We start from the raw sequence: 24532 nt of genomic DNA on the forward strand, positions 1-24532 counted from the left end.
GGCCCGGCCGTCCCGGCGCGCAGCGACAGCAGCGCGGCCGCCAGCGTCGCCGCGGCGGCCACGCCGAACACGGCCACCGCGCCGACCCGGTCGGCGGCGGCCCCCGCGAGCGCACTGCCCAGCGAGTTGCCGCACACGAACACCGACATCAGCCAGGAGAACGCCTCGGTGGTCGTGCCGCGCGGTGCCATGCGGCCCAGCAGCAGGAACGTGCACGCCAGAGCTGGGGCGAGGAAGAAGCCCGACACCGCCATCAGCACCGCCATCAGCGGCAGCCCCGGCATGAGCAGCAGCGGCAGGTATCCCAGTGCCAGCCCGGCCAGCAGGACGCGGAACCGGACGGCGCCGGAGAAGGGCAGGCGCACCACTCCGTAGCCCAGGCCGCCGAGGAGCGCGCCGAACCCGTTGGCGCTGAGCAGCAGGCCGGAGACGTCGCGGGCCCCGCTTTCCTCGGAGTAGGCCACCGTACCCACCGCCAGGGCGCCCAGCGCAGCCCCGACGAACACGAAGCACACCAGGATGCGGCGCACGCCGGGCTCCATCAGCGGCCCCAGCCAGTTGGTGCGGCGCGGAACCGGGCGCCACCGGCGGACCGGGCGCAGGCCGGCGAAGACCGCGGCGCCGACCACCGTGATCAGCGCCGTCGCGATGACCGCGTGCATCGGCAGGAACGGTGCGGCGACGGCCACCACGACCAGGGGCGCGGCAACGAAGATGACCTCCTGCATTGCCGCGTCCAGCGAGTAGGCGGTCTCGCGTTCGCGTTCATCGGCGACCAAGGTCGGCCAGACCGAGCGCAGACACGATTCCAACGGCGGGGTGAGCGCACCGGCGATCGCCGTCAGCGCCGCAGTCAGGGCCAGTGGAGCCCCCGGCGCCAAGGCCAGCCCCACGAACGCCGCCCCCGAGACCAGTCCGCTGCCCACCAGCACGAGCGACTGGCCGTGGAAGTCGACGAGCCGGCCGAGTACGGGTCCACCCACCGCGGTGCTGACACCGTAGACGGCGAGGAGCAGGCCGACGGTGCCGAAGTCCACGCCCGCGTGCCGGAACAGCAGGGTGAGGGCAAGAACCGCCATCCCGTTGGGCAGCCGGCCCGCGATGTTGGTCGCCAGTGCCGTGGAGACGTGCGGTTTCCGCAACAGGGCCAGGTACGACTGCAGCACGAGCGCTCCGCTCTCGATGTCGCCGGGTGGGTAGGGCGGGAGCCGTCCCCGCTGGGGAGCAGCAGGTAGGTACTACGTAGTACCTACCACCGAGAGTCGCACACCCGCTCGCCCGCCTGCAAGGCGCCCCCGCCGGACTCCTCCCACCGGCGGGGGAGGAGCCCGTTCCTGAGGGGGAGGCGCCGCAGCGCGCGGACCAGCCAGGATGGGCAGTGCTGCCCCGCCGGCGGCGCGTGCGGAGGCGGTGCCACCGGATCGGACGGGCCGGCCGGCACCGCCTCCGCCGCATTGGCGGTTTGCAGCCCGCAGCGGTCGCCCGCCTCAGCGCAGCCCGGTGCCCACTCGGCCGCCTATGCCCCTGCTTGCTTCCTGCTCTGCCGCGGCGGTCGGCGCCCCTTCTCCTGCGCTGCTGGGGTCAGTACCGGTATCGGCACCCGAATCGCGCAGCCCGGACAGCATTTGCGGCAGGTCGCCCTCGTGCACGACGGTCAGCCGCCGGGTGGCGCGGGTGATGGCCACGTACAGGTCGCGCCCGCCCGACGCCGAGGCGGCCAGGATCCCCGCCGGGTCGACGATCACCACCGCGTCGAACTCCAGCCCCTTGCTCTGGGTAGCGGTCAGCACCGCGGTCGGGTGGTCGAGGATCTCCGGGCCGGGGTCGGCGGCGGCCTCGGGCAGCAGGGCGGCGACCTCGGCATGCTTGGCCGCGGGGGTGATGACGGCCACCCGGCCCTCGCCGATCGCGGCCAGCTCGGCGGCCACCAGCTCGGGCAGCCGCCGGTCCAGGCCGCCGCCAAGGTCGCCGCCGGCGCGGACCGCCCGCGGCGCCTCGCCGCCGTCGCGCACCGACTCCGGCACGGCCTGTTCGGGCGCGATCTCGGCGAGCACGTCGGCGGCCACGGCCATGATCTCGGCCGGGGTGCGGTAGTTGACCAGCAGATGCTCCTCGTGCAGCCGGCCGCCGACGTAGCGGCCCAGCATCGCCTCCCACGACCGCGCGCCCGCCGAGCTGCCGGTCTGGGCGAGGTCGCCCACCACGGTCAGGGACTTGGCGGGCACCCGGCGCATCACGGTGCGCCAGGCCATCTCGGAGAGCTCTTGGGCCTCGTCCACGATCACGTGGCCGTAGGCCCAGGTGCGGTCGGCCGCGGCGCGGTCGGCCGTGCTGCCCTGCGGCCCCTGCTCCTGGCGGTCGGCGAGTGCGCCGGCGTCGAGCACGCCGTCCTCATACAACCCGGTGTACTCCAGTACGCCCTGGGCGTAGTTCTCGGCCTCTTCGCGCCGGCGCTGGGCCGCGCGTTCGCGGGCGCGTTCCTCGCTGCCGTCGGTGCCGAGCAGTTCGGCGGCCTCGTCCAGCAGCGGGACGTCGCCCGCGGTCCAAGGCGAGCCGGCCGGGCGCAGCAGCGCACGCCATTCGCCCTCGGCCAGACCCTGCCCGGCCGAGAGCCGTTCGGCGCCCGCTGCGGCCGAGGCCAGCAGATCCGGGTCGCTGAGGAGTTCGCCGACAAGGCGCTCCGGGGTCAGCAGCGGCCACAGCCCGTCCACGGCCGCACGTACCGCAGGCTCGGCCCACAGCATCTCGCGCGCATAGGCGGTGTCCTCCTCGGACCGCAGTTGCGCGTCGGGGTCCTCCAGTTCGGACTTCGGGGCTCCGCCCGCCTCTTGGAGCAGTTCCTCGGCCTCGCGCAGCGACTCCTCCATCCACGCGTCCTGGGCGCGGGCCAGCTCCCACAGCATCTCGTTGGCGAACAGCTTGCGCGCCCGGTTGTGCGGCAGGCCCAGCTCCCGGGCGCGGTCGCGCACATGTCTGCAGGTCTCGTGGGCCACGCGCAGTTCGACGCCGTCGGCCTGCACCACCAGATCGCCCTCGGGCACGCGCTGGCGGTCGGCCACGGCGGCCTCCACCACATCGGCCATGCGCAGCGACCCCTTGACCGCGGCGGCCTCGGCGGTGTCCTCGCCCGCCGCGGCGACGCCGGGGTAGAGCTGCCCCACGGTCTGCACGACCACGTCGGTCTCGCCGAGCGAGGGCAGCACCCGCCCGATATAGCGCAGGAACGTCGGGTTGGGGCCGACGACCAGGACCCCGCGCCGCTCCAGCACCGAGCGGTGCGTGTAGAGCAGGTAGGCCGCGCGGTGCAGGGCGGCGACGGTTTTGCCGGTGCCCGGCCCGCCCTGGACCACCAGCGCGCCCGGCAGCCCGGCGCGGATGACGCGGTCCTGCTCGGCCTGGATGGTGGCGACGATGTCGCCCATCCGCCCGGTGCGTCCCCGGTTCAGCGCCGCAAGCAGCGCGGCCTCGCCGACCAGGGTGCGGCGGTCGTCCTCGCTGAGGCCGTCGAGGTCGAACACTTCGTCGTCGAGGCCGACGACGGCGCGGTCGCGCACGTGCAGGTGGCGGCGGCGCACCAGTCCGGCGGGGGAGGCCGGGGCGCCCGCGTAGAAGGGGCGGGCGGCGGGGGCGCGCCAGTCGATCAGGATGGGTTCGTGGTCCTCGTCGCGCAGGCCGATGCGGCCGATGTAGAGGGTCTGCGCCGTTGCGGGGGTGCCGTCGCCGAGGTCGATGCGGCCGAAGCACAGTCCGTTTTCGACGGAGTTGAGCCGGGTCAGGCGTGCGGCGTTTTCGTCGGCCCGGGCCTCGCGCTCGGTCCGCGCGGCATAGCCCCCGGCGCCGCCGCGGCCCAACGCCTCGTGAAGCCCCTGCGCGGTCTGGACGCGGAGCACGTCCAGGCGCGTGTAGAGCCGATCGACGTAGTCCTGCTCGACACGGAGAGCCAGATCGCGGCCGGTGTCAAGACCTCTGTTGGGATCTTGTTGATCCTCTACCATGTTGGTGGTATCCTTGAAGTAGAGACGTACGTTCTTAGGGTTTCAGTGTTGGTAGAGCGTACCAGTGCGGTGATTCATTCCCGCGCGCCCGTGTAGACCCGGTTGCTCCGCTACCGATCCACCGCGGCTCCCGCATGCGCATCCCGATCCCGTCTCCGGTGGTCCCGTCCACGTCCACATACGCCCGTGCCCGCCTGCACACACCTTCCGGCCGACCCGGGTGGTCCCGGAACGCGCAGCGGATCCGTGCAGCCCCCTCGGCCGTTCTCTCCCGCGTATAGGTCGCGATGCGCTATGCTCGTGCCATGCGAATCGCTCCTGTCCCGAAACAGTGGTGGCGCCGCTCCTAGGCGGCGCTTGCAGGTACGCGATTCCCACATCAGCCCAGCGGCCGCCCGTACCGGCGGCCGTTTCGTATATCCGGCCCCGGCCCGGCGCGGCTGCAACGTCCAACCGCACAGCCCAGCGCAAAGGACCGGCCGTGACCACAGGTTCAGCCACTCCGCCCGCCCACAGCCCCGCCACCGGGGACACCACCGGCAACTCCTACCGCACCGCCGGCGGTATCGACGTCGACCGCACCGCCGCCCCCTGCGACCCGGGCGTCCTCGCCGACCTGGTCGCCTCAGTCGAGCACCGCCGCGGCGGGGTGCTCTCTTCCGGGATGGAGTACCCCGGCCGCTACAGCCGCTGGCACATGGGCTACGTCGACCCCTGCCTGGAGGTCGCCGCCCGCGGGCGGCGGATCACCGCCACCGCACTCAACGACCGCGGCCGGGTGCTGCTGCCCGTGTTCGCCACCGCATTCGCCCACCACGGCGAACCCGCCCGGCCCAGCGCCGACACCGTCGAAGTCACCGTCGCCGAGCCCGCCGCCGGCGAATACTTCAGCGAGGAACAGCGCAGCCGCCGGCCCAGCGTCTTCTCCGCACTGCGCTCGGTGGTGGCCCTGTTCGCCGCCGAAGACGACTCCCACCTCGGCCTCTACGGCGCCTTCGGCTACGACCTCGCCTTCCAGTTCGAGCCGGTCGAACCCGTCCTGCAGCGCAATCCCGACGACCGCGACCTCGTGCTGCACCTGCCCGACGCCATCATCGTGCACGACCGCAAGCGCGAAACCTGCCTGCGCTACACCTACGAGTTCACCGTGCCCGACCAGCCCGGCCAGTTCGGCCGATCCGGCCCGGCGGCCGAGGGGGAACCGGCTCCGCGCACCACCCGCGGCATGGAGCGCGCCACCGACCCCACCCCGGTTCCCGCGCCCGCCGCCGAGCTCCCGCCCCAGCCCGAACCCGGCAGCTACGCCCGCATCGTCGCCGAGGCCAAGAAGCGCTTCGCCCGCGGCGACCTGTTCGAGGTCGTGCCCGGCCACCGCACCTACGGCACCTGCGACTCCCCGGCCCGCTTCTACGAACACCTCCGCACCCGCAACCCCGCCCCCTTCGAGTTCTTCTTCAACCTCGGCGAGGGCGAGTACCTGGTCGGCGCCTCACCGGAAATGTTCGTCCGGGTCAGCGGCGCCCCCGGGCAGGCCCAACGGGTCGAGACCTGCCCCATCTCCGGCACCATCCGCCGCGGCGAGGACGCCCTCGGCGACGCCGACAACATCCGCACCCTGCTCACCTCCGCCAAGGAGGAATCCGAGCTCACCATGTGCACCGACGTCGACCGCAACGACAAGTCGCGGGTATGCGAACCCGGCAGCGTCCGGGTCATCGGCCGCCGCCAGATCGAGATGTACAGCAGGCTGATCCACACCGTCGACCACATCGAAGGCCGGCTGCGCCCCGAATTCGACGCGCTGGACGCCTTCCTTACCCACATGTGGGCCGTCACGGTCACCGGCGCGCCCAAAACCTGGGCGATGCGCTTCATCGAGCGGCACGAGACCACGCCGCGCCGCTGGTACGGCGGCGCCGTCGGCGTCATCGGCTTCGACGGTTCGATGAACACCGGGCTGACACTGCGCACCGCCCATATCCGCGACGGCGTCGCCACGGTGCGGGTCGGCGCCACCCTGCTCCACGACTCCGACCCCGACGCCGAGGAACGCGAGACCTTTCTCAAGGCCCGCGCGCTGCTGGAGACCCTGGCCCTGGACGACACCGGCGCCGCGCCCGGGCCGCAGCATCCCGGCACCGAGGCCGAGCCCGCTCCGGCGCCGGCGGGCGGCGGCATGCGGGTGCTGCTGGTCGACTACGAGGACTCCTTCGTCAACACCCTCGCCGACTACGTGCGCCGCCACGGCGCCGAGGTCACCACGCTGCGCCACGGCTTCGACCCCGCCCTGCTCGACACCCTGGCGCCCGACCTGGTCGTGCTCTCGCCCGGACCGGGCGTGCCCGCCGATTTCGGCGCCGCCGAACTGCTGGACCAGCTCGACTCGCGCGGCCTGCCGGTCTTCGGGGTCTGCCTGGGGCTGCAGGCGATGGTCGAGCACGCGGGCGGCGAACTGCTCACCCTGGACGAGCCCGTGCACGGAAAACCGGGCCGCATCCGCACCGCAGCCGGCGGCGGCGACCTGCTGGCCGGGCTCGGCGAGGACGGCGGGTTCACCGCGGCGCGCTACCACTCCACCTACACCACGCCCGAGCGGGTCAAGGGCTTCACCGTTACCGCCACCGTCGACGAGGCCGGCGGCGCACCGGTCGTCATGGCCGTCGAAGACCCCGCGGCCAAGAAGTGGGCGGTGCAGTTCCACCCCGAATCGATCCTGACCGCGGCCACCGGAGAAACGATCATCGAGCGCGTGCTGCGCATGGCGCGCCGACCTTCATGAGCGCGGGTGCGCGCTCGGCGCCCGCCCGCGCCGAGCGCGCACCCGCGCGGGTACCCAGCACCGCGCATCCGCCCGCGCTCGGGCGAACAACCTGCGCATTCGGCCCGGGCACACCGCCAAACGCCCCAACCGCGCTCCGCCATGCCCGGCCGGTGTGCCCACGACCCCTGCGTCCCTCGTAGGCTCGTATGCATGGACGTGAAACTTGGCAGGGTCGTGATCACCGGAGCGGCGGGCAACATCGGCCCCACCGTGCGCGCGGGGCTGCGCGAGGACGCCGACCATGTGGTGCTGGTCGACACCGCCGATATCGAGCCCGAGGGCGACGGCGAGACCGCCGTAAAGGCCGATGTCGGCGACCGTGCGGCGCTGCGCGAGGCCTTCGCCGGCGCCGATTCCGTCGTCCACCTCGCCGCGATCGCCGACGAAGCCCCTTTCGACGACCTGCTGGACGCCAACGTGCGCGGCACCCTCAACGTCCTCGAAGCCGCCCGCCAGGCCGGGGTACCCCGCGTCGTGCTCTTCTCCAGCAACCGTGTCACCGGCAACTACCCCATCCACCACCACGTCTTCCCCGACGAGCCGCCCCGCCCCGACGGCCTCTACGGGGTCACCAAGGTCGCAGCCGAGGCACTGGGCCAGATGTACGCCGACACCTTCGGGCTGGAGGTCGTCGCACTGCGCGCGGGTTCCTTCGAGGAACGGCCCACCGAGACCCGCCACCTGGCCACCTGGCTGAGCCCGCGCGACTGCGTCGGGTTCGTCCGCGCCGCCCTCACCGCGGCCAACGTGAACTTCGCGGCGGTCTATGCGGTCTCCGGCAACGCCCGCCGTTTCTGGGACCTCAGCGCCGGCGAGAGCGAACTGGGCTACCGGCCCCTCGACGACGCCGCCCGCTACGCCGCCGACTTCCCCGACGACGACCCGTTCTGGCACGGCGGCCCGCAGGGCGGCGCCTTCGCGGGCCCCGGCGCCGTGCTGCCCTACGTCGAGGACTGAGCGCGGCACGGGCAGGCGGCACGGTCGGCCGACTCGCAGTGGCGCGGTCCCCGGCACCTGCCGCCGCCCCGGGCGTTAGGCGATCTCCGCCCGGGTTAGTGCCCTTGGCATGGGTATTGTCATGCTGATACTTGGGATCGTGTTGATCGTCGCCGGCATCTTCGCTCTGGTGCGCCGCCAACTGCTGTGGGGCATCGTGCTGATCGTGGTCGGCGTGATCGTCGCGCCGGGCATCGCCTACATCGGCTGAGGCCGAAAGGCTCCGCACCCGGCAACAACCCCACCGCTACGAACCGCACCCGGTGCGCACCCGATCCGTACCGGTCGTGCCGGGTCCGCCGCGCTGTGCACGGACCCGCGCGCTCCGCACCGTATTCGCAGGTCCCGTGGCCGCAGTACAGCGGCCTGGGGCCTGCTCCCATGGTCCGCAGGCGATGCTAGGTTCTGACGGACACGCCGTCCACACGACCACCGGAGCCCGCAGCGGCTACCGGCGGTCCTTCGGCGTGCCGGTCGCCGCAGCAGGAGCACAGCGGGCCCACGGGCCCCGCAATGGGGGAGTAGAGCACGGTGAAGAGCGTCGAGCCCGAGGTCCACCTGGTCGCCAGACCGCAACTGGACTACGACGAGATCGCCAGCTACCTCGCCGATGTCGGCGGGCAGAGCTGGCTGGAGCGGCTCGACCGGGGCGAACTCGACTCCGCCCTGAACGATCCGCAGAACCTCGCCGAGTTCGCCGGGCGGCTGTGTTACCGCTCGTGGGAGCCTGGCCTCAACCCCAATGTCACCCGGGTGCGCACCGACCAGGACCAGTACTTGGGCAACATCCTGGCCAGCATGCACGGCTCCGTCCTGGAGCACGTCAGCTTCAGTTTCGTGCTGCACAACGTCAGCCGGGTGCTGACCCACGAGCTGATCCGGCACCGCCCCGGCACCGCCGTCTCCCAGGAGTCGCTGCGGTTCGTCCGCCTGGACGACCTGCCGTTCTGGTTCCCCGACTGGGCGCGCAAGGACCCCGAGCTGATGGAGCGCGCCACCGAGATGCTCGATCAGATGGAGCGGTTCCAACTGTGGATGGCCGAGCATTTCGGCCTCGATGAAGAGGGCGTCAAGTTCGCCGAGAAGAAGCACCGCACCTCCTTCATGCGCCGCTTCGCCCCCGAGGGCGTGGCCACCGGCCTGGTGTGGACCGCCAACGTCCGCACCCTGCGCCACACGCTCGAAGCCCGCACCGCCCCCGGCGCCGAAGAAGAGATCCGGCTGCTCTTCGGCAAGATCGGCGAAACCATGCTCAAGGAGGCTCCAGCCCTCTTCAGCGACTACGAGATCGAAGACGGCGCCTGGGTGCCGAAGTGGCGCAAGGTCTGAAGGCGCAGGCACAGCCGCCGGGTAGGAGCGCCGCCGGCGGTGCCCCCACCCGGCGGGGGCACGCTGAGCGGCGGTCGGCCCCTCGCGGGCCTCACACGTCCGCACCGCGGGAGGCCGGTTCCGGAGCCGCGGGCGGCGCGGGAGCCGGTGCGTGTTCGCGGAGCCCGAACCGGCGGAAGACCGGGGTGAGGAAGGCGGGCGCCCACCAGTTGGCGCGCCCGGCCAGGCGCATGAAGGCGGGCACCAGGATGCCGCGGATGACGGTCGCGTCGACCAGAATCGCCACCGCGACGCCGATACCGATCATCTGCAGATACATGACCGAGCCGGTGGCGTAGACCGCGAAGGAGACGGCGAGCGTCAGCGCGGCCGCGGTGATCAGCGGAGCGCTGCGTTGGAGGCCGGTGAGCACGGCGCCTTCGTTGTCGCCGGTGCGTTCGTACTCCTCGCGGATACGGGAGACCATGAACACCTCGTAGTCCATGGACAGGCCGTACACCACGCAGAACATCAGGATCGGAAACGCCGGGTCGAGGGTGCCGACAGGGGTGAAGCCGATCGCGTCGGCGAGGAACCCGTTCTGGAACACCGCTGTCAGCACCCCGAACATGACACCGACGCTGAGCAGGTTGAGCACGGTCGCCTTCAGCGGCAGCACCAGGCTGCCGGTGAGGGCGAAGAGGATCACGAAGGTGACCAGCAGGATCAGGCCGATGACGAGCGGGAGCCGCTCGACCATGGCTTCGCGGAAGTCCGCGAGCTGGGCGGGGTAGCCGCCCACGAGCGTGCCGTCGAAGGGCGCCGCGGCGGCCCGCACCTCGGCCACCAGGCGGTCGCCGCCGGTCCCGGCGATGGCCGCCCGGTCCGGCACGGCCTCCAGCCGCTGCACATCGCCTTCGACCAGCCGGGCGTCGCCGGCGGCGATCCGTGCGCCGTCGGCGAAGATCCCAGCGGACGAGTTCACCTGGGCGATCCCGTCGATCCGGGACAGGTCGGCGGCGTAGGCCGCGACCTCGGCGCCGGTCGGTGCGGCGCCGCCGGTCTCGACGACCTGGAGGGCGTCGTTGGACTCCGCCGCGAAGTCGCCGCGCAGCTGGTCGTAAGTGTCGCGTACGGAGAAACCCTGCGGGAGCACGCGGTCGTCGGGCACCCCGATCTGCAGTCCGAGAACCGGAGTGGCGAGCGCCAGTAGCGCGCTCAGCGCCACGGCCCCCCACACGCCGGGCCGCCGCATCACCCGGCGCCCCAGGCGGAACCAGCGGCCCTGCTCCACCGGCTGCGGCTCCGCCGCGACACGGCCGCGTCGGAGGCCGCGCTCACCCAGCACGGCCAGGGCGGCGGGCAGTACGACGAGGGCGCCGATCGCGGCCGTGGCGACGGTAAGGACCCCCGCGTAGGCAAAGGACCGCAGGAACGGGAACGGCAGCGCGACCAGGACGGCGAGGGCCGCGGCAACGGTCAGACCGCTGAACACGACGGTGCGGCCGGCGGTGTCGAGGGTTTCGCGCAGCGCCGGGCGCACCGCCGCGCCGCGGCCGAGTGCCTCGCGGAAACGGGAGATGATGAACAGGCCGTAGTCGACGCCGAGCCCGATGCCCATGACGAGCACGATGTTCGCCGCGAAGCTCGCGATCTCGACGAGGGACGTGAGCGCCCGCAGGCCGGCGAGCGTGGCGATGACGGAGAGCAGCCCGACTCCGAGGGTGAGCAGCGCCGAGCTGACGCGCCGGTAGATGGCGACCAGCAGCGCGAGCATGAGCGGGACGATGATGAGCTCGGCGCGGACGAAGTCCTGGGTGGCCTGGGCACTGATCTGCGTCGACGCGGCTTCCGAGCCGGCGACCCGCACCCGGATCGTCCCGTTGTCGCGGGTGTAGTCGGGGATGTACCCGGCGATGGCGGCGCGGGCCGCGGTGGCGTCCCCGGCGACGTGGGCGAGGACCATCGCGGAACGCCCGTCGTCGCTGCGGAGCGTGGCGTCGCCGCCGAGCGACCAGTACGACCACACATCGGCGACCGCGTCCTCGGCTGCAAGCTCGGCGGAGACGGCGGCCGCGGCGTCGGCGACCGCGGGGTCGTCGACATCGCCGCCGTGTGCGGTAACCAGCAGGATGAGGTTGGAGTTGCCGGTGGCGAACTGCTCGCGCAACGGCTGCTGGGCGGCGACCGATTCGCTGCCGGGGGCTTCCCAGCGGTTGAGCACGAACGAGGACATCGCTCCGGCGGCGCCCATCGCCAGGGCGACGAACACGATGACGCTGACGACCAGCACCGGGCGCCGCCGGCGGTAGGCGAAGTCGCCGAGCCGCTCGAAGCGGGTGGGGGAGGGCGGTGGCGCGGGCGGGGCGGGCGAGGGCTCGGTCACTGCGGTTCTCCAGTGGGGTCGGTGGTGGGGGAGGGGAGGGAAGTAGGAGGCCTGCGGGGATTCGGCCGGTCCGGTCGGGGCCGGGGCCGGGGGGCTGGGAGGGGCTGCAGGATTGAAGACCCCTCGTCTGCGGCGCTGGGGGACTAGGGGCGTGCGGACCTGCACTGTTCCGGCGCGCCCGGATGGCGGTGAGGCGGCGGCCCTATGGGCGGCGGACGCGTCGCCTGGTAGATTTCACGAATGGTTGCTCGCATTTGCACAATACGAGTAAATGCTCGCATTGTCGAGGGGTGCGGGGTGCGGGGTGCGGGGTGCGGGGTGCGGGGTGCGGGGTGCGGGGTGCGGGGTGCGGTGGGGCGCGGCGTTGCCGTACGGTTCAGCAGGCACCGGTGCCGCGGGGTGAGCCGGTACAGGCAGGCGATGCAGCACAGCGGTACGGCAGAGCAGCGCAGTAAGGCGGCACAGCCCAGCAAGGCAGGACAGACAGCGCAGCGGATCGGGAGGATCGTGGCGAGCGAGGAGCAGTCGGCCGCAGGAACCGGAAGCAGAACGGCCGGACGGCGCCGGCAAGCGCGGGGACAGCAGCGGATCGAGCAGATCCTGCACGCCGCCGCGGCCGTCTTCACGGAGCAGGGCTACGACGCGGCGACGACCAACGCGATCGCCGCTCGGGCCGGCGTGTCACCGGGATCGCTTTACCAGTTCTTCGCGAACAAGGACGACATCGCCCGCGCCCTGGCCGAGCACTACGCCGCCCGGCTCACCGCGCTCCGCGGCGAGGCGTTCACCGTCGACCCCGCGGACGTGGCTGGCGGCGCGGACCTCGACGACGTCGTCGACACCGTGCTCCGCCCGCTGATCGCCTTCAACCTGGCCCACCCCGGGTTCAAGGCACTCTTCTCCCGCACGGACATGCCCGCCGGCCTGCGTGAAGCCATCGCGCCGGTCCAACAGACCATCCACGAACGCGTCGCCGCCCTCATCGCCGGCCTGCTCCCCGACCACCCGCCCGAAGACGTGGCCCGGATGGCAACGGTCATGATCCAGCTCGTTCGCGGCATGGTCCCCCTGATCACCGAAGCCGGCGAGCAGGAGCGCGACGCCCTGGCGGCGGAACTGCACGAAGTCCTGGTCGGCTACCTGCGCCGGCAACTCCCCAGCGCCTGAGCAGCCAAACGGTCGCGCAGCCACCGGCAGACGCCGACACCCGCGCAGCACACGGCAACCTGCGCGGGCGGCGGCGAAATCGGCGGTGAACCCGGCTTTGACCACGAGGGGGCGGGTTCGCCGCCCAGGCGTACAACGGTTTTGCGCTTCCCCGTTCAGTCCGCAGGTTCGCCCAGGCTGATCCGGGCGATGGTGGCGACCGCCGCGGAGCGGTCGTCCAGCGCCGCCCGCAACGCGTCCTCATGGCCTTCGCCGCGTCCGAGCGCGCACACAGCGGAAAAGCGGAGCCGCGCCGAATCGGCGGTGCGGGCGGTTTCCCGCAGTGCCTCGGCCGCCTCCTCGTCGGGACCGTCGGTGCCGGATTCAGTGCCCCGGGCTGTCTCCGCTGGGACCGAACCCGTACCAGACGTGATCCACCGAGCACAGGAACTCGTCCAGCCAGCCTTCGTACCACGCCGGGTAGTCGAGATGGACGGGGAAGGACGGCAGAATTTCGTCGTTCCAGGTGTAAGCGACCTTGCCGCGTGCCTCGCCGGTGACCACCGGGATTGCCATATAGGCGCGCTGAGTAGGTTTTAAAGTTCGATCCTCTTTTCGCGTCCTGAGTTCGGGTGGGAGGTGCAGCTACTGGAAGATCGGACGATTTCTAGTGGGTGTCCCACGAAGAGCAAAAACGGGATGGCGAATGGTATAGACACTACAAAATTAGTATCGCTCGTCTATAAGGATTTTTCCGTTTTTGTCCCAGCTTCTATATGTCGCTGCTCTATGGTTATCGTTGTGAATTCGCTCTTCTGAAATAACACCGTTCTTATGCCATTTTTTCCATGTTCCGACGGCGCTGCCTTGGTGGTTGTGACCTTCGACCATTTTCTGTCCGTTTGAGTACCATTCCACCCAAGGGCCGTGTTCAATCCCCATTTTGTATGTGACGAGTGATACTACATCCCCTTCCTTGTTTGTTTCTATGACTTCCCCGGTAAAGGGTTCTCCGTTGTATAGCACGAACCCGTCTTCGTCGGACTCTGTGTCGTCATCGTGAACGCGCATTTATCTCCTTAATCGTAGAAGATATCTGGGTTTTTCTTTCCTTGTGGATCATATGTCTTTCCGGAATTTGGACTGGAAACGTCTTTCAGGAGGCGTGTGCAACTCCCGCAGCAAGGGGCATTTATCGGCCCTTCGTGGCGCAATGTGAAAAGATTGTCTATGCGGAACTCTTTTAGTGCGTCTGTTCCGGCTGGTGCACCCCGGGCATCGAGGAGTCTGTTTACTGCCTTTATTTCGGCGTGTCGCGTTGGCTCGTCTCGGGTGGCATGTTTATGTTCGATCGCACCAGCTCTCTCGGGATCACCGACGATGTACGGTCCATTGGCTTCCATTGCAAGAAGGTTGTCGCCAATCTCCTTGTGGAGGAGAGTTGGGCGCAGCCAGTCGCTTGTGCGTCCGTTGATACCTTCCGCGACCAGGCCCGTTCGGAGATCAACGGCTACGGAGTTAACTGCCCCCATGGTCTTTCCCAGGGCAGCCTTGGTGAACTCCAATTGTTTTACTAGGTGTCGCATGTGGTGTGCGCGGTCCGAAACAGTGGACCGCATATATTGGTTAACCGGGTTGCCGTCGATGGTCTCTATCAGGCCGTTGTCACCTCTGGTGACCCGCGATTCCTCGAGTTGCTCAAGCACCTGACCGTGAGCAAAGTCCTCAGGTAATGGTCGGGTGGCGATGTTGGCGATGTCATCGGCCGCTGAATCGGGATCTGTTTCCGACTTCTGGCCGTCCTGATCCCCCTTCTCGTCTGCTGGGTCCTGTTGCGGCTGGTCGATCGCGTCGGTGGGCTCTGGTTCCTGTGCGCTCTCAGGGTTGTCCTTACCCTCGCCGTCCGGTTCGTTCCCCTTGGGGTCGTCCGGTTGCTCCTGGTCCCGCCCTTGCTCGGGCTGCTCCTGGTCCGGCTGCTGTTGCTCCTGCTCCTGCGGCTTGCCCTCGTCGCCGTGTTGCTGTTCCTCGGGGGATTGGCCGGCTGGCCGCTCCGGTTGCTCCGGTTGCTCCGGTCGTTCAGATTTTTCGGTCGGACCGTCTTCCGGTGTCTCCGAAGGGCGTTGCTCGCCCTCCGGGGTGGTCTTTATCCGGGATTTGTCCGGCCCCGTAGTTTCCTCTGGCTCGGGTTCTTCGCGGCGGTCGGGCTGGTCTCCGCCATCTCGGCCGGCGCCTTCAGCCTCGCCGTCGGGTACCTGCGGCCGGTCGCCGTCGCCTCCGCCTCCGGTGGGTGGGCCGCCTGAACCGGAGCCCGGGCCCGGACCCGGTCCGCCTTCCCCTCCCGATCCGGTGGGCGGGCCGTGCGGGCGCTCCGGTGCCGGTGGGGCCTGCCCCGGTTCCTGCGGGGTCTGCCCCGGTTCCGGGCTGGGGGAGTCGGGGACGGGCTCGGTCGGCGTTGGTGTCGTCGTCGGCGGGAAGTCGGGGCCCTCCTCGTTGGCATGGATGTCTAAGGAGTGCCTGCCGGCCGGCTGGAGTTCGGGTCCGTCGTGCATGTGCATGGCGGGATCGATCTCCGGGGCGGACCCGCCGGCCGGTGCTCCGCCGTCGCCGAAGCCCTCGGCCCGCGACAGCGCGTTCTGCAGCCCGTCGATCTGACTGCCGTCGATGTCCAGGCCGTCCAGCGTGTTCTGCAGATCCTGCGTCGAGCCCTGTCCCGGGCGGCTGCCGAGCCGCTGCAGGGCGTCCACGTCCGGGGACAGGTCCTGTTCGGGCGCGTTGGTACTGGTATCGACGTCCGCATCGCCGCCGCCGGCCTTGCGCGCCCCCTTGGCCAGGCCCTTGTACACGCCGGCGCCGCCCACGAACATGCTGCCGATGTTGAGCACGCTCTGGGTGATCACGTAACCGGGCCGGTCGCCCCACTCGCGCCAAGGAACAATGGCGTGGGCGAACTCGGTCCAGCCGGAGGAGAGGTTGCCCCACCACTCGCCGAAGGAGCCGACCCCCCAGCCGTTTTCCCCGTAGAGGCCGACCAGGCTGCCCAGCCCGTTGAGGGTGTCGCCCCAGTTGTTCTTGATGTTGCCCCACCACTCGCCGGCGGAGCCGACACCCCACCCGTCCTCGCCGTAGAGGCCGACCATGGAGCCGAGGTCCTCGGCGATGCCCACGCCGAAGTCCTTCACGCCGTCCCAGACGTCCTCGTACCAGGGGGCGTCGTGCTCCTGCGGGGTCGCCCACGGCGTCTCGACGTCCTTCAGGGCCTCGGTGTAGCCGTGGGCCTGCTCGTCCGCGCCGACCGAGCCCTCCTCGCCCGGCGCGGTGGCGACGAACGTGGTGCCGCCGAACAGCGCCGTGATGGTGTTGGCGCAGTCGCGCTCGGCCTGCTGGTACTCGTGGGTCGCTGCGAGGATGTCGTTGTTGAGCGTGTCCAGCTCGTCGGTCTTGTCCTCGTCCTCGCGCCAGTCGTCGTCGCCGTCGATCTTGTCCTGGAAGTCCTCGGCGTCGGCCTTGAGGGCCTTCAGGCGGGCCTTGATCGGGCGCACCTTCTCGGCGAAGGTGCTCAAGGCGTCGGCCACCGAGGCCGCCGCGGAGCCGAAGTCGTCGCCCTTGGTCGCCACCGGGTTGATCGCGGAGAAGAGGGAGTCGGACTCGGGGGCGGCGTAGATTCCTTCGAGCCCGTGCCAGGTGGACTTGATGTCCTGCCCGGCTTGGGAGACGTCGGCGCCGTCGTTCTTCAGTGCCGTAGCCGCCTCGTCGAGCGCATCGCAGTCGACCGGGGGCACGGGGACTTCGTCCGGCCGGATCACCTTGTCAGTCACAGCGCCATCACCGGGAGTAGGGGGGTGGCATGCGCCGGACCCCGGCCGCATGCGCAGGTGGGCCGCAGGCAGACAACCACAGTCCGGGCGCACTGTGAAGGCAGCCGTCCGTTTCCGGCCAACCGGGCCGTTCAGGCAGGCACCGGGGGCGACCCGTGCGGACGAGCGCCGGGGCCGTTCCCACACGTCGATGTCCAAGTGGAAGCCGAACCTACCGCGGCACCTGCCCCGGGAAACCGGCAAGAGACCACCCGGGCCCCGGGCCCCGGTCCCCGGCCGGGCCCGGGCCGGCGGCCGGCCCGCCCATGGCGCATTGCTCCTGCGCCGGGCGGAACCGCAGCCCGAGCCGGGCGAGCCCCCGCTTACTCCTCGCCGGCGGTGCGGGATTCCGCCCGGGAAATGCCCTCTCGGCAGGACCGGACCACTTCGCGGTGGTTGCGGAAGCGTGCCAGCAGGCCGTAGGGGCGCGGTTGCTCCTGTTCGGGTGCGCCTTCGCTTTCGGATACCGACAGAACCTCGCCTTGGACGCGGCCGGTGCGGTACCAGCGTTCCCAGCGTTCGAAGTCGGGGCTGTGCCGGTGGGAGAAGGCGAACGCGGGCTCGCCCCCGCCCTGCAGGGCCGCGCCGTCGCGGCGCCACAGCTCCACTCCGCCACCCGGGTCGCCGGGCCAGGTGCGTGCGGTGACGGTGTCGACCCGCGGTGCGCTGCCGTGGGGGCCGTGCGGGCGCACCAGCAGCGCGTCCTCGCTGCGCGTGCGCCCGGGCAGTTCGCGTACCTCTTCCAGCGCGGTCATGGTGATCAGCACCCGGGGCAGCCACCACCAGTTCTCGCGGCGCGCCATCAGGCCGTCGGCGCGCAGCCGGGTGGGCGGGTGCTTGACGATCTCCTGCTCGATCAGGTGGTCGGCGAAGCGCTTGCCCTGCAGGTCGTAGCGGATGTCGACGGGACCCGTCGCCACCAGCCCGCCCGCCGCGAGCGTTCCGCCGCCGGCCCCGCCGCCGGTTCCCCCGCTGACCTCCTCGTCCTTATCACCCGTTTTACGAGTCTTGAGCGTGTCGCCGCCGGCAGTGGGAAGGGTGACCGCGAACGCGGCCCGTCCCGAGGTCATGCTGTCGACCGCATCAAGGTGCGCCATGGGCAGTGCCACGCACGGCAGGTCGTCCCATACGAGCGGTACCACCGGGATACCTGCAGGTCCCGTATCGCCCACCCAACACAGTTCCGCGACGGTGGATCGCCGCCAAACCGTGACCATGTTTTGCAAGGTCAACCCTTTGTCTGTGAAGAGGCACATGTTAATTTCTGGTGACTTTATTCGATCTTCGGTAGTTGTGTCCCGGTCACGGCTCGCTCGGCGATCGGCCTCAGCCGCATCAGGCCGATGGGCGGTCCGGGCGGGGCGAGCAGCGTGTGTAGCAGCGTGACGTAAGGACAGCCAATGCCAGCAGCCGTCGTCATGATCGTGGTCCTGGCGATCTTCGCCGTGGGCTACCGGTACTACTCGGCGTATTTGGCCAAGCGCGTCTACGCGCTCGACCCGTCGTTTGTGACTCCGGCCCACACCTACCGCGACGGTATCGACTTCATCCCCACGAACAAGCACATCGTCTTCAGCCACCACTTCATCTCGGTCGCCGGCGCCGCCCCGATCGTGGGTCCGGCGGTCGCGGTGTTCTGGGGCTGGGGACCGGCCCTGCTGTGGGTGGTCGCCGGCACGGTCTTCGCGGCCGGGGTGCACGACTTCGGCTCGCTCGTGGTTTCGGTGCGGCACAAGGCCAAGAGCATCGGCACGCTGACCGGCGAGGTGATCAGCTCCCGTTCGCGCACCCTGTTCCTGCTGATCATCTTTTTCCTGCTGACCATGGTCAACGCGGTCTTCGCGGTGGTCATCGGCAACCTGCTCACCAGCAACCCCGAGTCGGTCATCCCGGTGCTGGTGACCATCCCGCTGGCGATCGCGGTGGGCCAGTACGTCTACCGCCGGCGCACCGCCGCGCTGGTGCCGTCGCTGATCTCGCTGGTCATCGTCTACGCCTGCATCCCGCTCGGTGTCGCGGTGCCGGTCTCCCTCGAACCCGTGGCCGCGGCGCTCGGCGTGACCCCGAACATGATCTGGGTCCTGCTGATCTTCATCTACGCGTTCCTGGCGTCGCGGCTGCCGGTGTGGCTGCTGCTGCAGCCCCGCGACTACATCAACCAGCACCAGATGGTGCTCGCGCTCGGCGTGATCCTGGTGGGCGTGGTGGTCGGCTGGGACGCCATCGTCGCCCCGGTGGTCAACGACGTGCCCGCCGGCTCGCCGCCCTGGTTCCCGCTGCTGTTCGTCACCATCGCCTGCGGCGCGATCTCGGGGTTCCACAGCCTGGTCGCCTCCGGCACCACCGCCAAGCAGCTCGACAAGGAGACCGACGCCCGCTACGTGGGCTACCTGGCCTCCACCGGCGAAGGCACGCTGGCGCTGTGCTCGATCCTGGCCTGCACGGCCGGTGTGGCCGCCACCGCCGGCCAGTGGAACAACCTCTACGCCGACTTCGCCACCGCCTCCGACGGCTCGGTGGGCCACTTCACCGCCGGTGTGGCCGCCTTCGCCAACAACCTCGGGGTGCCCACCTCCATCGGTACCGTCTTCGCGGTGATCGTGGTGGTCAGCTTCGCGGCGACCTCGATGGACACCGGCGTGCGGCTGCAGCGCTACATCGTCCAGGAGATCGCCGAGATCGTCCGGATCCGACCGCTGGCCCGCAACCTGACCGCGGCCACCGTGGTGGCCACCGTCATCCCGCTGGCCCTGGCGCTGGTTCCCGGCGACTTCGCCTTCGGCACCCTGTGGCAGCTCTTTGGCACCACCAACCAGCTCACCGCCGGCCTGGCCCTGGCGGTGGTGGCGGTGTGGGTCACCAAGAACAGCCGCAACCCGCTTGCGGTCCTGGTTCCCCTGGTGTTCCTGCTGTTCATGACCTCTTGGGCCCTGATCGTGAATCTGGCCGGGTTCCTGACCTCCGGCGACCCGATGCAGGTGTTCCTGCTCGCCCCGCTCGACCTGCTCATCTTCGTGCTCGCGATCTGGCTGATCGTTGAAGCGGCGATCGCACTGCGCCGGGCCTTTGCCGAGCGCGGTGCCGCACCGCCGCAGACCGTGCACGGCCTCCAGGGCCCGCAGGCAACGCAAGACCCGCAGAGCACGCAGGGGCGGCCCGCCTCCACCGAGGAAGCCGCGGGAACCGACGACGCGCCGTGACCGGGAGGTGGGAGCGGCTGCGCAGTGCGTGGCGCCGGATCGAGGACTTCCACGAGGAGTGGTTCGAGTCCCGCTGGCGCCACGTACTGCGCCGCGAGGCCCGCACCCAGCAGGACACGCTGCGGGCGATGATGATGCTCCAGACGCTGGGCGTGGAGGACCCCGCCGCCTACGAGACCCTCGACCTGATCCCCTACATGGTCGCTGACCTGCACGAATGGCACCAGCGCATGGGGCGGGAAGACTTTGGCGATCCCGGCGTGTGCTGCTGAGCCGCACCCGCACCCGCACCGGGACCGCAGCGCGAGGAATCAGGGGGACGGCCGTGGCAGCCGACAGTGCCCGAAACGCCGGTAACGCCGGAAACGCCGAGAGCGCCGGCAATACTGGCAACACCGGCAACACCGGCAACCACATCAGCGGACCAGGCGACGGGGACACCCCCGGCACCGGTGCCCTCCGCGGCGCCGCAGGGGCGGCCACCGCCGACTCCGCACCCATCACCTTCTTCGGCGGCAAAGGCGGCGTCGGCAAGACGACCATGGCCGCCTCCGCCGCGCTCGCGCTGGCCGACGCCGGACTGCGCACCCTGGTCGTCTCGACCGACCCCGCCCACTCGCTGGGCGACGCACTGGAGACCCGGCTCGGCGACACCCCGCGCCGCGTCGCCGGAAACCTGTGGGCGGCCGAGCCCGACTCCGAGGCGGCCGTGCGCCGCCGGGTCCGGCAGGTCACCGACGACGCCTACGCGGCCCTGCCCCGCGAGATCATGCCGGCCGTGCAGCGCCACCTCGACCACGCCGCGGCCGGCCCCGGCATGGCCGAGTCGGCGCTGAACGACCAGCTCGTAGACGCCATGGACCAGGTGCCCGGCCACTGGGACCGCCTGGTCGTCGACAGCGCCCCAACCGGACACCTGCTGCGCATGCTCAACATGCCGGCGCTGCTGACCCCGTGGGTGGAAGGGCTGGCCCGCCAGCGCGAGCGGGCGGTGGGCGCCGACCGCCTCGCCGCGGGCATGGTGGGCGGCGCCGGCGAACCCGAGCCCGACCCGCTGCTGGAGAAGTTGAACGCCCGCCGGCTGCGCCTGCAGCGCGCGGCCGAGCGGATGCGCGCCGACGCCGAGGTGCGGCTGGTGCTGCTGCCGCGGCGGATGGTGCTGGCCGAGACCGAGCGCGCCGCCGACCAGTTGGCCGAGGCCGGGTTCCGGCTCGGCGCGGTCGTGCTCAACCAGGTGCCCGAACAGCCCGACACCGGGGTCGTCGAGGCGGTGCGGCGGCGTTTCGGGCAGTACGGAATTTCGTGCTCTCCGTTGGCCGCGCAGGAGCCCACCGGACCGGAGCGGCTGCGCCGACTCGCCTTTACCCCGCTGTAACGCGAGCCTTTGCCGGGTAAGCTCGCTATTCGGACACTTGGGAGGTGGGGTGGCGAGCCGAGTGAGCCCGAGCGCAGCAGGAAACGTCCCGAGCGACCGGGTTTGGACAGTTCCGAATCTGTTGAGCATGCTCCGGCTGGTGGGCGTGCCGGTGTTCCTGTGGCTGGTGCTGGTACCCGCGGCCGATTGGTGGGCGCTGGGGATCCTGGCCTTCGCCGGGATCTCCGACTGGCTCGACGGCAAGATCGCCCGGGCCTGGAACCAGACCAGCCGCCTGGGCACGGTGCTGGACCCGCTGGCCGACCGGCTCTACATATTCGCCGCGGTACTGGGGCTGGTCGTGCGAGGCGTCGTGCCCTGGTGGCTGCTGGCCGTACTGGTGGTGCGCGATGCGCTGATGGTGCTGGCGCTGCCGGTTATGCGCCACTACGGCTACGGCACGCTGCCGGTGAACTTTGCGGGCAAGGCCGCCACGTTGTGCCTGCTCTATTCCTTCCCGCTGCTGTTCCTTGCCGGATACGCCGGAATAGTCGGCGATGTGGCGAGAATTGTGGGTTGGGCGTTCGCGATCTGGGGAACTGCTATCTACTGGTGGGCCGGACTGCTGTACGCGGTACAAGGGCTGCGATTGATTGCGCAGACCCGCCGGGCCGACCGCTTATCCGGCACGGATGAAGCCCCCCTACCAGGGGTAGCGGCCACATCCGGCCGCGGTAGCCACCGGGTCGGCGACCCGGCGCAGACGGCCCCTGCGGCCGAGACTGCGCCCGGTCGCGGCCCTGCCGGCTCCGAGCCATCACAGAGCGGCACGAGCAACAGGAAGGGAGCGACATCCCCACCATGAGAACGCGCCCGAGGGCGTTCGGCCGCCCGAGAAACGGCATCGGGGGGTGGCCCCGATGAAGGCCGTAGTCATGGCCGGAGGAGAAGGAACGCGCCTCCGCCCGATGACCGCCAACCAGCCCAAGCCACTGCTGCCCGTCGTCAACCGGCCCATCATGGAGCACGTCCTGCGGCTGCTCAAGCGGCACGGCTTCGACGACACCGTCGTGACCGTCCAATTCCTCGCCACGCTGATCCGCAATTACTTCGGCGACGGCGAAGAATTCGGCATGAACCTGCACTACGTGGCAGAGGAGGTGCCGCTGGGAACCGCCGGAAGCGTCAAGAACGCCCAAGAGCACTTGCGCGGAGAACCGTTCATCGTGGTCTCCGGCGACGCGCTCACCGATATCGACCTCACCGACATGGTCCGTTTCCACCGCGAGAACGGCGCCAAGGTCACCATCGGCCTCAAGCGGGTCGAGAACCCCCTGGAATTCGGCATCATCATCGTCGACGAGCAGGGCAGGGTGCAGCGGTTCCTGGAGAAACCGACCTGGGGCCAGGTCTTCTCCGACACCGTCAACACCGGCATCTACATCATGGAGCCCGAGGTCCTCGACGAGGTCGCCGAGGGCGAGGTCGTTGACTGGTCCGGCGACGTGTTCCCCAAGCTGCTCAAGGACGGCGCGCCGCTCTACGGCTACATCGCCGACGGCTACTGGGAGGACGTGGGCACCCACGAGAGCTACCTCACCGCCCAGGCCGACGTGCTCTCCCGCAAGGTCGATGTCGAGATCGACGGTTTCGAGGTCTCACCGGGCGTGTGGATGGCAGAAGGCGCCGAGGTCGACCCCGAGGCCGTGCTCAAGGGCCCGCTGTACATCGGCGACTACGCCAAGGTCGAGGCGGGTGCGGAGCTGCGCGAGTTCACCGTGCTCGGCAGCAACGTCGTGGTGCGTTCCGAGGCGTTCGTGCACCGCACCGTCGTGCACGACAACGTCTACATCGGCGCCAGCACCAACCTGCGCGGCTGCGTCATCGGCAAGAACACCGATGTGATGTCCAGCGCCCGGGTCGAGGAGGGCGCGATCGTCGGCGAGGAATGCGTCGTCGAGTCCGAGGCCTACCTCTCCAACGATGTGAAGGTCTACCCCTTCAAGACCATCGAGGCCGGCGCGGTCGTCAACACCAACGTCATCTGGGAGTCGCGCGGCCAGCGCTCGCTGTTCGGCCAGCGCGGGGTCTCCGGCCTGATCAACGTCGAGATCACCCCCGAGCTGGCGGTGCGGTTGGCGAGCGCGTTCGCCACCACGCTGAAGAAGGGCTCGGTGGTGACCACTTCGCGCGACGTCTCGCGCGCCGCCCGGGCGCTCAAGCGCGCGGTCATCAGCGCGCTGACCGCCAGCGCCATCGACGTACGCGACCTGGAGGTCGTGCCGCTGCCGGTATCGCGCTTCCACACCTCCCAGAGCGGTGTCGCCGGCGGGATCAGCCTGCGCACCTCGCCGGGCGACCCGCAGTCGGTCGACATCATGTTCTTCGACGACCGCGGCGCCGACCTGTCCCCGGCTGCACAGCGCAAGCTGGAACGGGTGTTCTCCCGCGCCGAGTACCGCCGCGCCTTCCCCGGCGAGATCGCAGAGCTGTCCTTCCCGTCCCGGGGCGTCGAGAACTACGCCCACGAGTTGCTGCGTACCGTCGACACCTCGGGAGTCAGCGAGGTCGGCCTGAAGGTGGTGGTCGACTGCGCCGGCGGCACGGGGTCGCTGATCCTGCCCTCGCTGCTGGGCCGCATCGGGGTGGAGGTGCTGACCGTCAACAACCGGCTCGACGAGTCCTCGCCCACCGACACGCTCGCCAAGCAGATGCGCGACCTGCAGCACCTGGGCGAGCTGGTCTCCTCCTCCCGCGCCGACTTCGGCGTGCGGTTCGATCCGGTCGCCGAGCGGCTGTCGCTGGTCGACGAGAACGGCCAGGTGGTCGACAACGAGCGCGCGCTGCTGGTCGTGCTCGACCTGATCGCCGCCGAGCGCCGCGGCGGCCGGGTAGCGCTGCCGGTCACCACCACCCGTGTCGCCGGGCAGGTCGCCGGCTACCACGGGGTCGAGGTGCAGTGGACCCCCACTGCCGTCGACGAGCTGGCCAAGGCCGCCCAGGCCGACGACATCGTCTTCGCCTCCGACGGCCGGGGCGGCTACGTGGTCCCGGAGTTCTCCCGCACCAGCGACGGTATAGCCGCGTTCGTGCGGCTGCTGGGCCTGGTGGCGCGCACCCGGCTCTCGCTGGGCGACATCGACCGCCGCATCCCCAAGGCGCACCTGCTGCGCCGCTCGGTGCCCACTCCGTGGGCGGTCAAGGGCAGCGTGATGCGCGCGGTGGTCGAGGCCGCCGAAGGCCGCGAGGTCGACACCACCGACGGTGTGCGGGTGGTCGAGCCCGGCGGCGCCTGGGCGCTGATCCTGCCCGACACCTCCGAGGCGGTCACCCACCTGTGGGCAGAAGGTCCCGACTCCGACACCGCGCAGCGGCTGCTGGAGCAGTGGGCCGAGGTGGTCGAACAGGCCGAGGGCTGAACCGGCCGTCCTGCGGTCTGAAACGCGCCCCTGCCTGCGCGGGTGTGCGGCCG

Annotated in this window: 17 protein-coding genes; 10 read left to right on the forward strand and 7 right to left on the reverse strand. The window is 70.5% G+C overall.

Annotation, left to right across the window (positions count from 1 at the left end):
* Window positions 1-1166 (reverse strand): MFS transporter (locus ACYVD5_RS04645; RefSeq protein ID WP_460999640.1); only part of this gene is annotated, 1166 nt, incomplete at its 3' end.
* Between the two features lie 321 nt (window positions 1167-1487).
* Window positions 1488-3995 (reverse strand): HelD family protein, encoded by a 2508-nt coding sequence (locus ACYVD5_RS04650; protein WP_460999641.1) that lies wholly within the window; start codon window positions 3993-3995, stop codon window positions 1488-1490.
* Window positions 3996-4476: 481 nt separating this feature from the next.
* On the opposite strand from ACYVD5_RS04650, the gene ACYVD5_RS04655 reads away from it, so the two are divergent.
* The 4 genes from ACYVD5_RS04655 (at window position 4477) to thyX (ending at window position 9141) form a co-directional block, all read left to right on the forward strand.
* Entirely contained in the window at window positions 4477-6774 is a 2298-nt protein-coding gene (locus ACYVD5_RS04655; protein WP_460999642.1) for an anthranilate synthase component I, read from the forward strand.
* A gap of 192 nt (window positions 6775-6966) precedes the next feature.
* Window positions 6967-7773 carry an NAD-dependent epimerase/dehydratase family protein gene (locus tag ACYVD5_RS04660; RefSeq protein ID WP_460999643.1) on the forward strand — a complete coding sequence of 269 codons (807 nt, stop codon included), beginning with the start codon at window positions 6967-6969 and terminating at the stop codon, window positions 7771-7773.
* A 109-nt stretch (window positions 7774-7882) separates the two neighbouring features.
* A complete protein-coding gene (locus ACYVD5_RS04665) occupies window positions 7883-8023 on the forward strand; it encodes a GPGG-motif small membrane protein (protein WP_460999644.1) in 141 nt (46 codons plus the stop codon).
* Window positions 8024-8343: 320 nt separating this feature from the next.
* Window positions 8344-9141 carry an FAD-dependent thymidylate synthase gene (gene thyX, locus ACYVD5_RS04670; protein ID WP_460999645.1) on the forward strand — a complete coding sequence of 266 codons (798 nt, stop codon included), beginning with the start codon at window positions 8344-8346 and terminating at the stop codon, window positions 9139-9141.
* 91 nt (window positions 9142-9232) lie between these two features.
* Here thyX and ACYVD5_RS04675 read toward each other — a convergent pair whose 3' ends face one another.
* The gene (locus ACYVD5_RS04675; RefSeq protein ID WP_460999646.1) at window positions 9233-11506 is read right to left on the reverse strand and encodes an MMPL family transporter; all 2274 of its coding nucleotides are present in this window, start codon (window positions 11504-11506) and stop codon (window positions 9233-9235) included.
* 507 nt (window positions 11507-12013) lie between these two features.
* Between ACYVD5_RS04675 and ACYVD5_RS04680 the strand changes: the two genes are divergently transcribed.
* Window positions 12014-12673, forward strand: a complete 660-nt coding sequence (locus ACYVD5_RS04680) for a TetR/AcrR family transcriptional regulator (protein WP_460999647.1) — start codon at window positions 12014-12016, stop codon at window positions 12671-12673.
* A gap of 363 nt (window positions 12674-13036) precedes the next feature.
* Here the strand turns inward: ACYVD5_RS04680 and ACYVD5_RS04685 are convergent, their stop codons facing one another.
* The 4 genes from ACYVD5_RS04685 to ACYVD5_RS04700 all read right to left on the reverse strand — a co-directional run bounded on the left by ACYVD5_RS04685 (window position 13037) and on the right by ACYVD5_RS04700 (window position 17678).
* Complete coding sequence (locus ACYVD5_RS04685; protein ID WP_460999648.1) at window positions 13037-13228, reverse strand: hypothetical protein; 192 nt, start codon at window positions 13226-13228, stop codon at window positions 13037-13039.
* Between the two features lie 150 nt (window positions 13229-13378).
* Complete coding sequence (locus ACYVD5_RS04690) at window positions 13379-13723, reverse strand: toxin-antitoxin system YwqK family antitoxin (protein ID WP_460999649.1); 345 nt, start codon at window positions 13721-13723, stop codon at window positions 13379-13381.
* Between the two features lie 8 nt (window positions 13724-13731).
* Window positions 13732-16467 (reverse strand): hypothetical protein, encoded by a 2736-nt coding sequence (locus ACYVD5_RS04695; protein ID WP_460999650.1) that lies wholly within the window; start codon window positions 16465-16467, stop codon window positions 13732-13734.
* A gap of 362 nt (window positions 16468-16829) precedes the next feature.
* A complete protein-coding gene (locus ACYVD5_RS04700) occupies window positions 16830-17678 on the reverse strand; it encodes a hypothetical protein (protein ID WP_460999651.1) in 849 nt (282 codons plus the stop codon).
* A gap of 228 nt (window positions 17679-17906) precedes the next feature.
* Between ACYVD5_RS04700 and ACYVD5_RS04705 the strand changes: the two genes are divergently transcribed.
* From ACYVD5_RS04705 to ACYVD5_RS04725, 5 genes are all read left to right on the forward strand, one after another.
* Entirely contained in the window at window positions 17907-19706 is a 1800-nt protein-coding gene (locus ACYVD5_RS04705) for a carbon starvation CstA family protein (protein ID WP_460999652.1), read from the forward strand.
* On the forward strand, window positions 19703-19978 hold the full coding sequence (locus tag ACYVD5_RS04710) for a cory-CC-star protein (RefSeq protein WP_460999653.1): 276 nt from the start codon (window positions 19703-19705) through the stop codon (window positions 19976-19978). The genes ACYVD5_RS04705 and ACYVD5_RS04710 overlap by 4 nt, the downstream gene beginning before the upstream one ends.
* Window positions 19979-20031: 53 nt before the next feature.
* Window positions 20032-21081: an ArsA family ATPase gene (locus tag ACYVD5_RS04715; protein ID WP_460999654.1), complete on the forward strand. Its 1050-nt coding sequence runs from the start codon at window positions 20032-20034 to the stop codon at window positions 21079-21081.
* 127 nt (window positions 21082-21208) lie between these two features.
* Window positions 21209-21925 (forward strand): CDP-alcohol phosphatidyltransferase family protein, encoded by a 717-nt coding sequence (locus ACYVD5_RS04720; RefSeq protein ID WP_460999715.1) that lies wholly within the window; start codon window positions 21209-21211, stop codon window positions 21923-21925.
* Window positions 21926-21980: 55 nt separating this feature from the next.
* Window positions 21981-24479 carry a sugar phosphate nucleotidyltransferase gene (locus tag ACYVD5_RS04725; protein ID WP_460999655.1) on the forward strand — a complete coding sequence of 833 codons (2499 nt, stop codon included), beginning with the start codon at window positions 21981-21983 and terminating at the stop codon, window positions 24477-24479.
* Window positions 24480-24532: the final 53 nt, after the last annotated feature.

This window comes from Streptomonospora sediminis, assembly GCF_054778995.1.

Excerpts from the sequence above, each read along its gene's own strand:
- ACYVD5_RS04650 (WP_460999641.1), bottom strand. The coding sequence starts at position 3,995 with ATGGTAGAGGATCAACAAGATCCCAACAGAGGTCTTGACACCGGCCGC.
- ACYVD5_RS04690 (WP_460999649.1), bottom strand. The coding sequence starts at position 13,723 with ATGCGCGTTCACGATGACGACACAGAGTCCGACGAAGACGGGTTCGTG.
- ACYVD5_RS04665 (WP_460999644.1), top strand. The coding sequence starts at position 7,883 with ATGGGTATTGTCATGCTGATACTTGGGATCGTGTTGATCGTCGCCGGC.
- ACYVD5_RS04685 (WP_460999648.1), bottom strand. The coding sequence starts at position 13,228 with ATGGCAATCCCGGTGGTCACCGGCGAGGCACGCGGCAAGGTCGCTTAC.
- ACYVD5_RS04705 (WP_460999652.1), top strand. The coding sequence starts at position 17,907 with ATGCCAGCAGCCGTCGTCATGATCGTGGTCCTGGCGATCTTCGCCGTG.
- ACYVD5_RS04720 (WP_460999715.1), top strand. The coding sequence starts at position 21,209 with ATGCTCCGGCTGGTGGGCGTGCCGGTGTTCCTGTGGCTGGTGCTGGTA.
- ACYVD5_RS04725 (WP_460999655.1), top strand. The coding sequence starts at position 21,981 with ATGAAGGCCGTAGTCATGGCCGGAGGAGAAGGAACGCGCCTCCGCCCG.
- ACYVD5_RS04660 (WP_460999643.1), top strand. The coding sequence starts at position 6,967 with ATGGACGTGAAACTTGGCAGGGTCGTGATCACCGGAGCGGCGGGCAAC.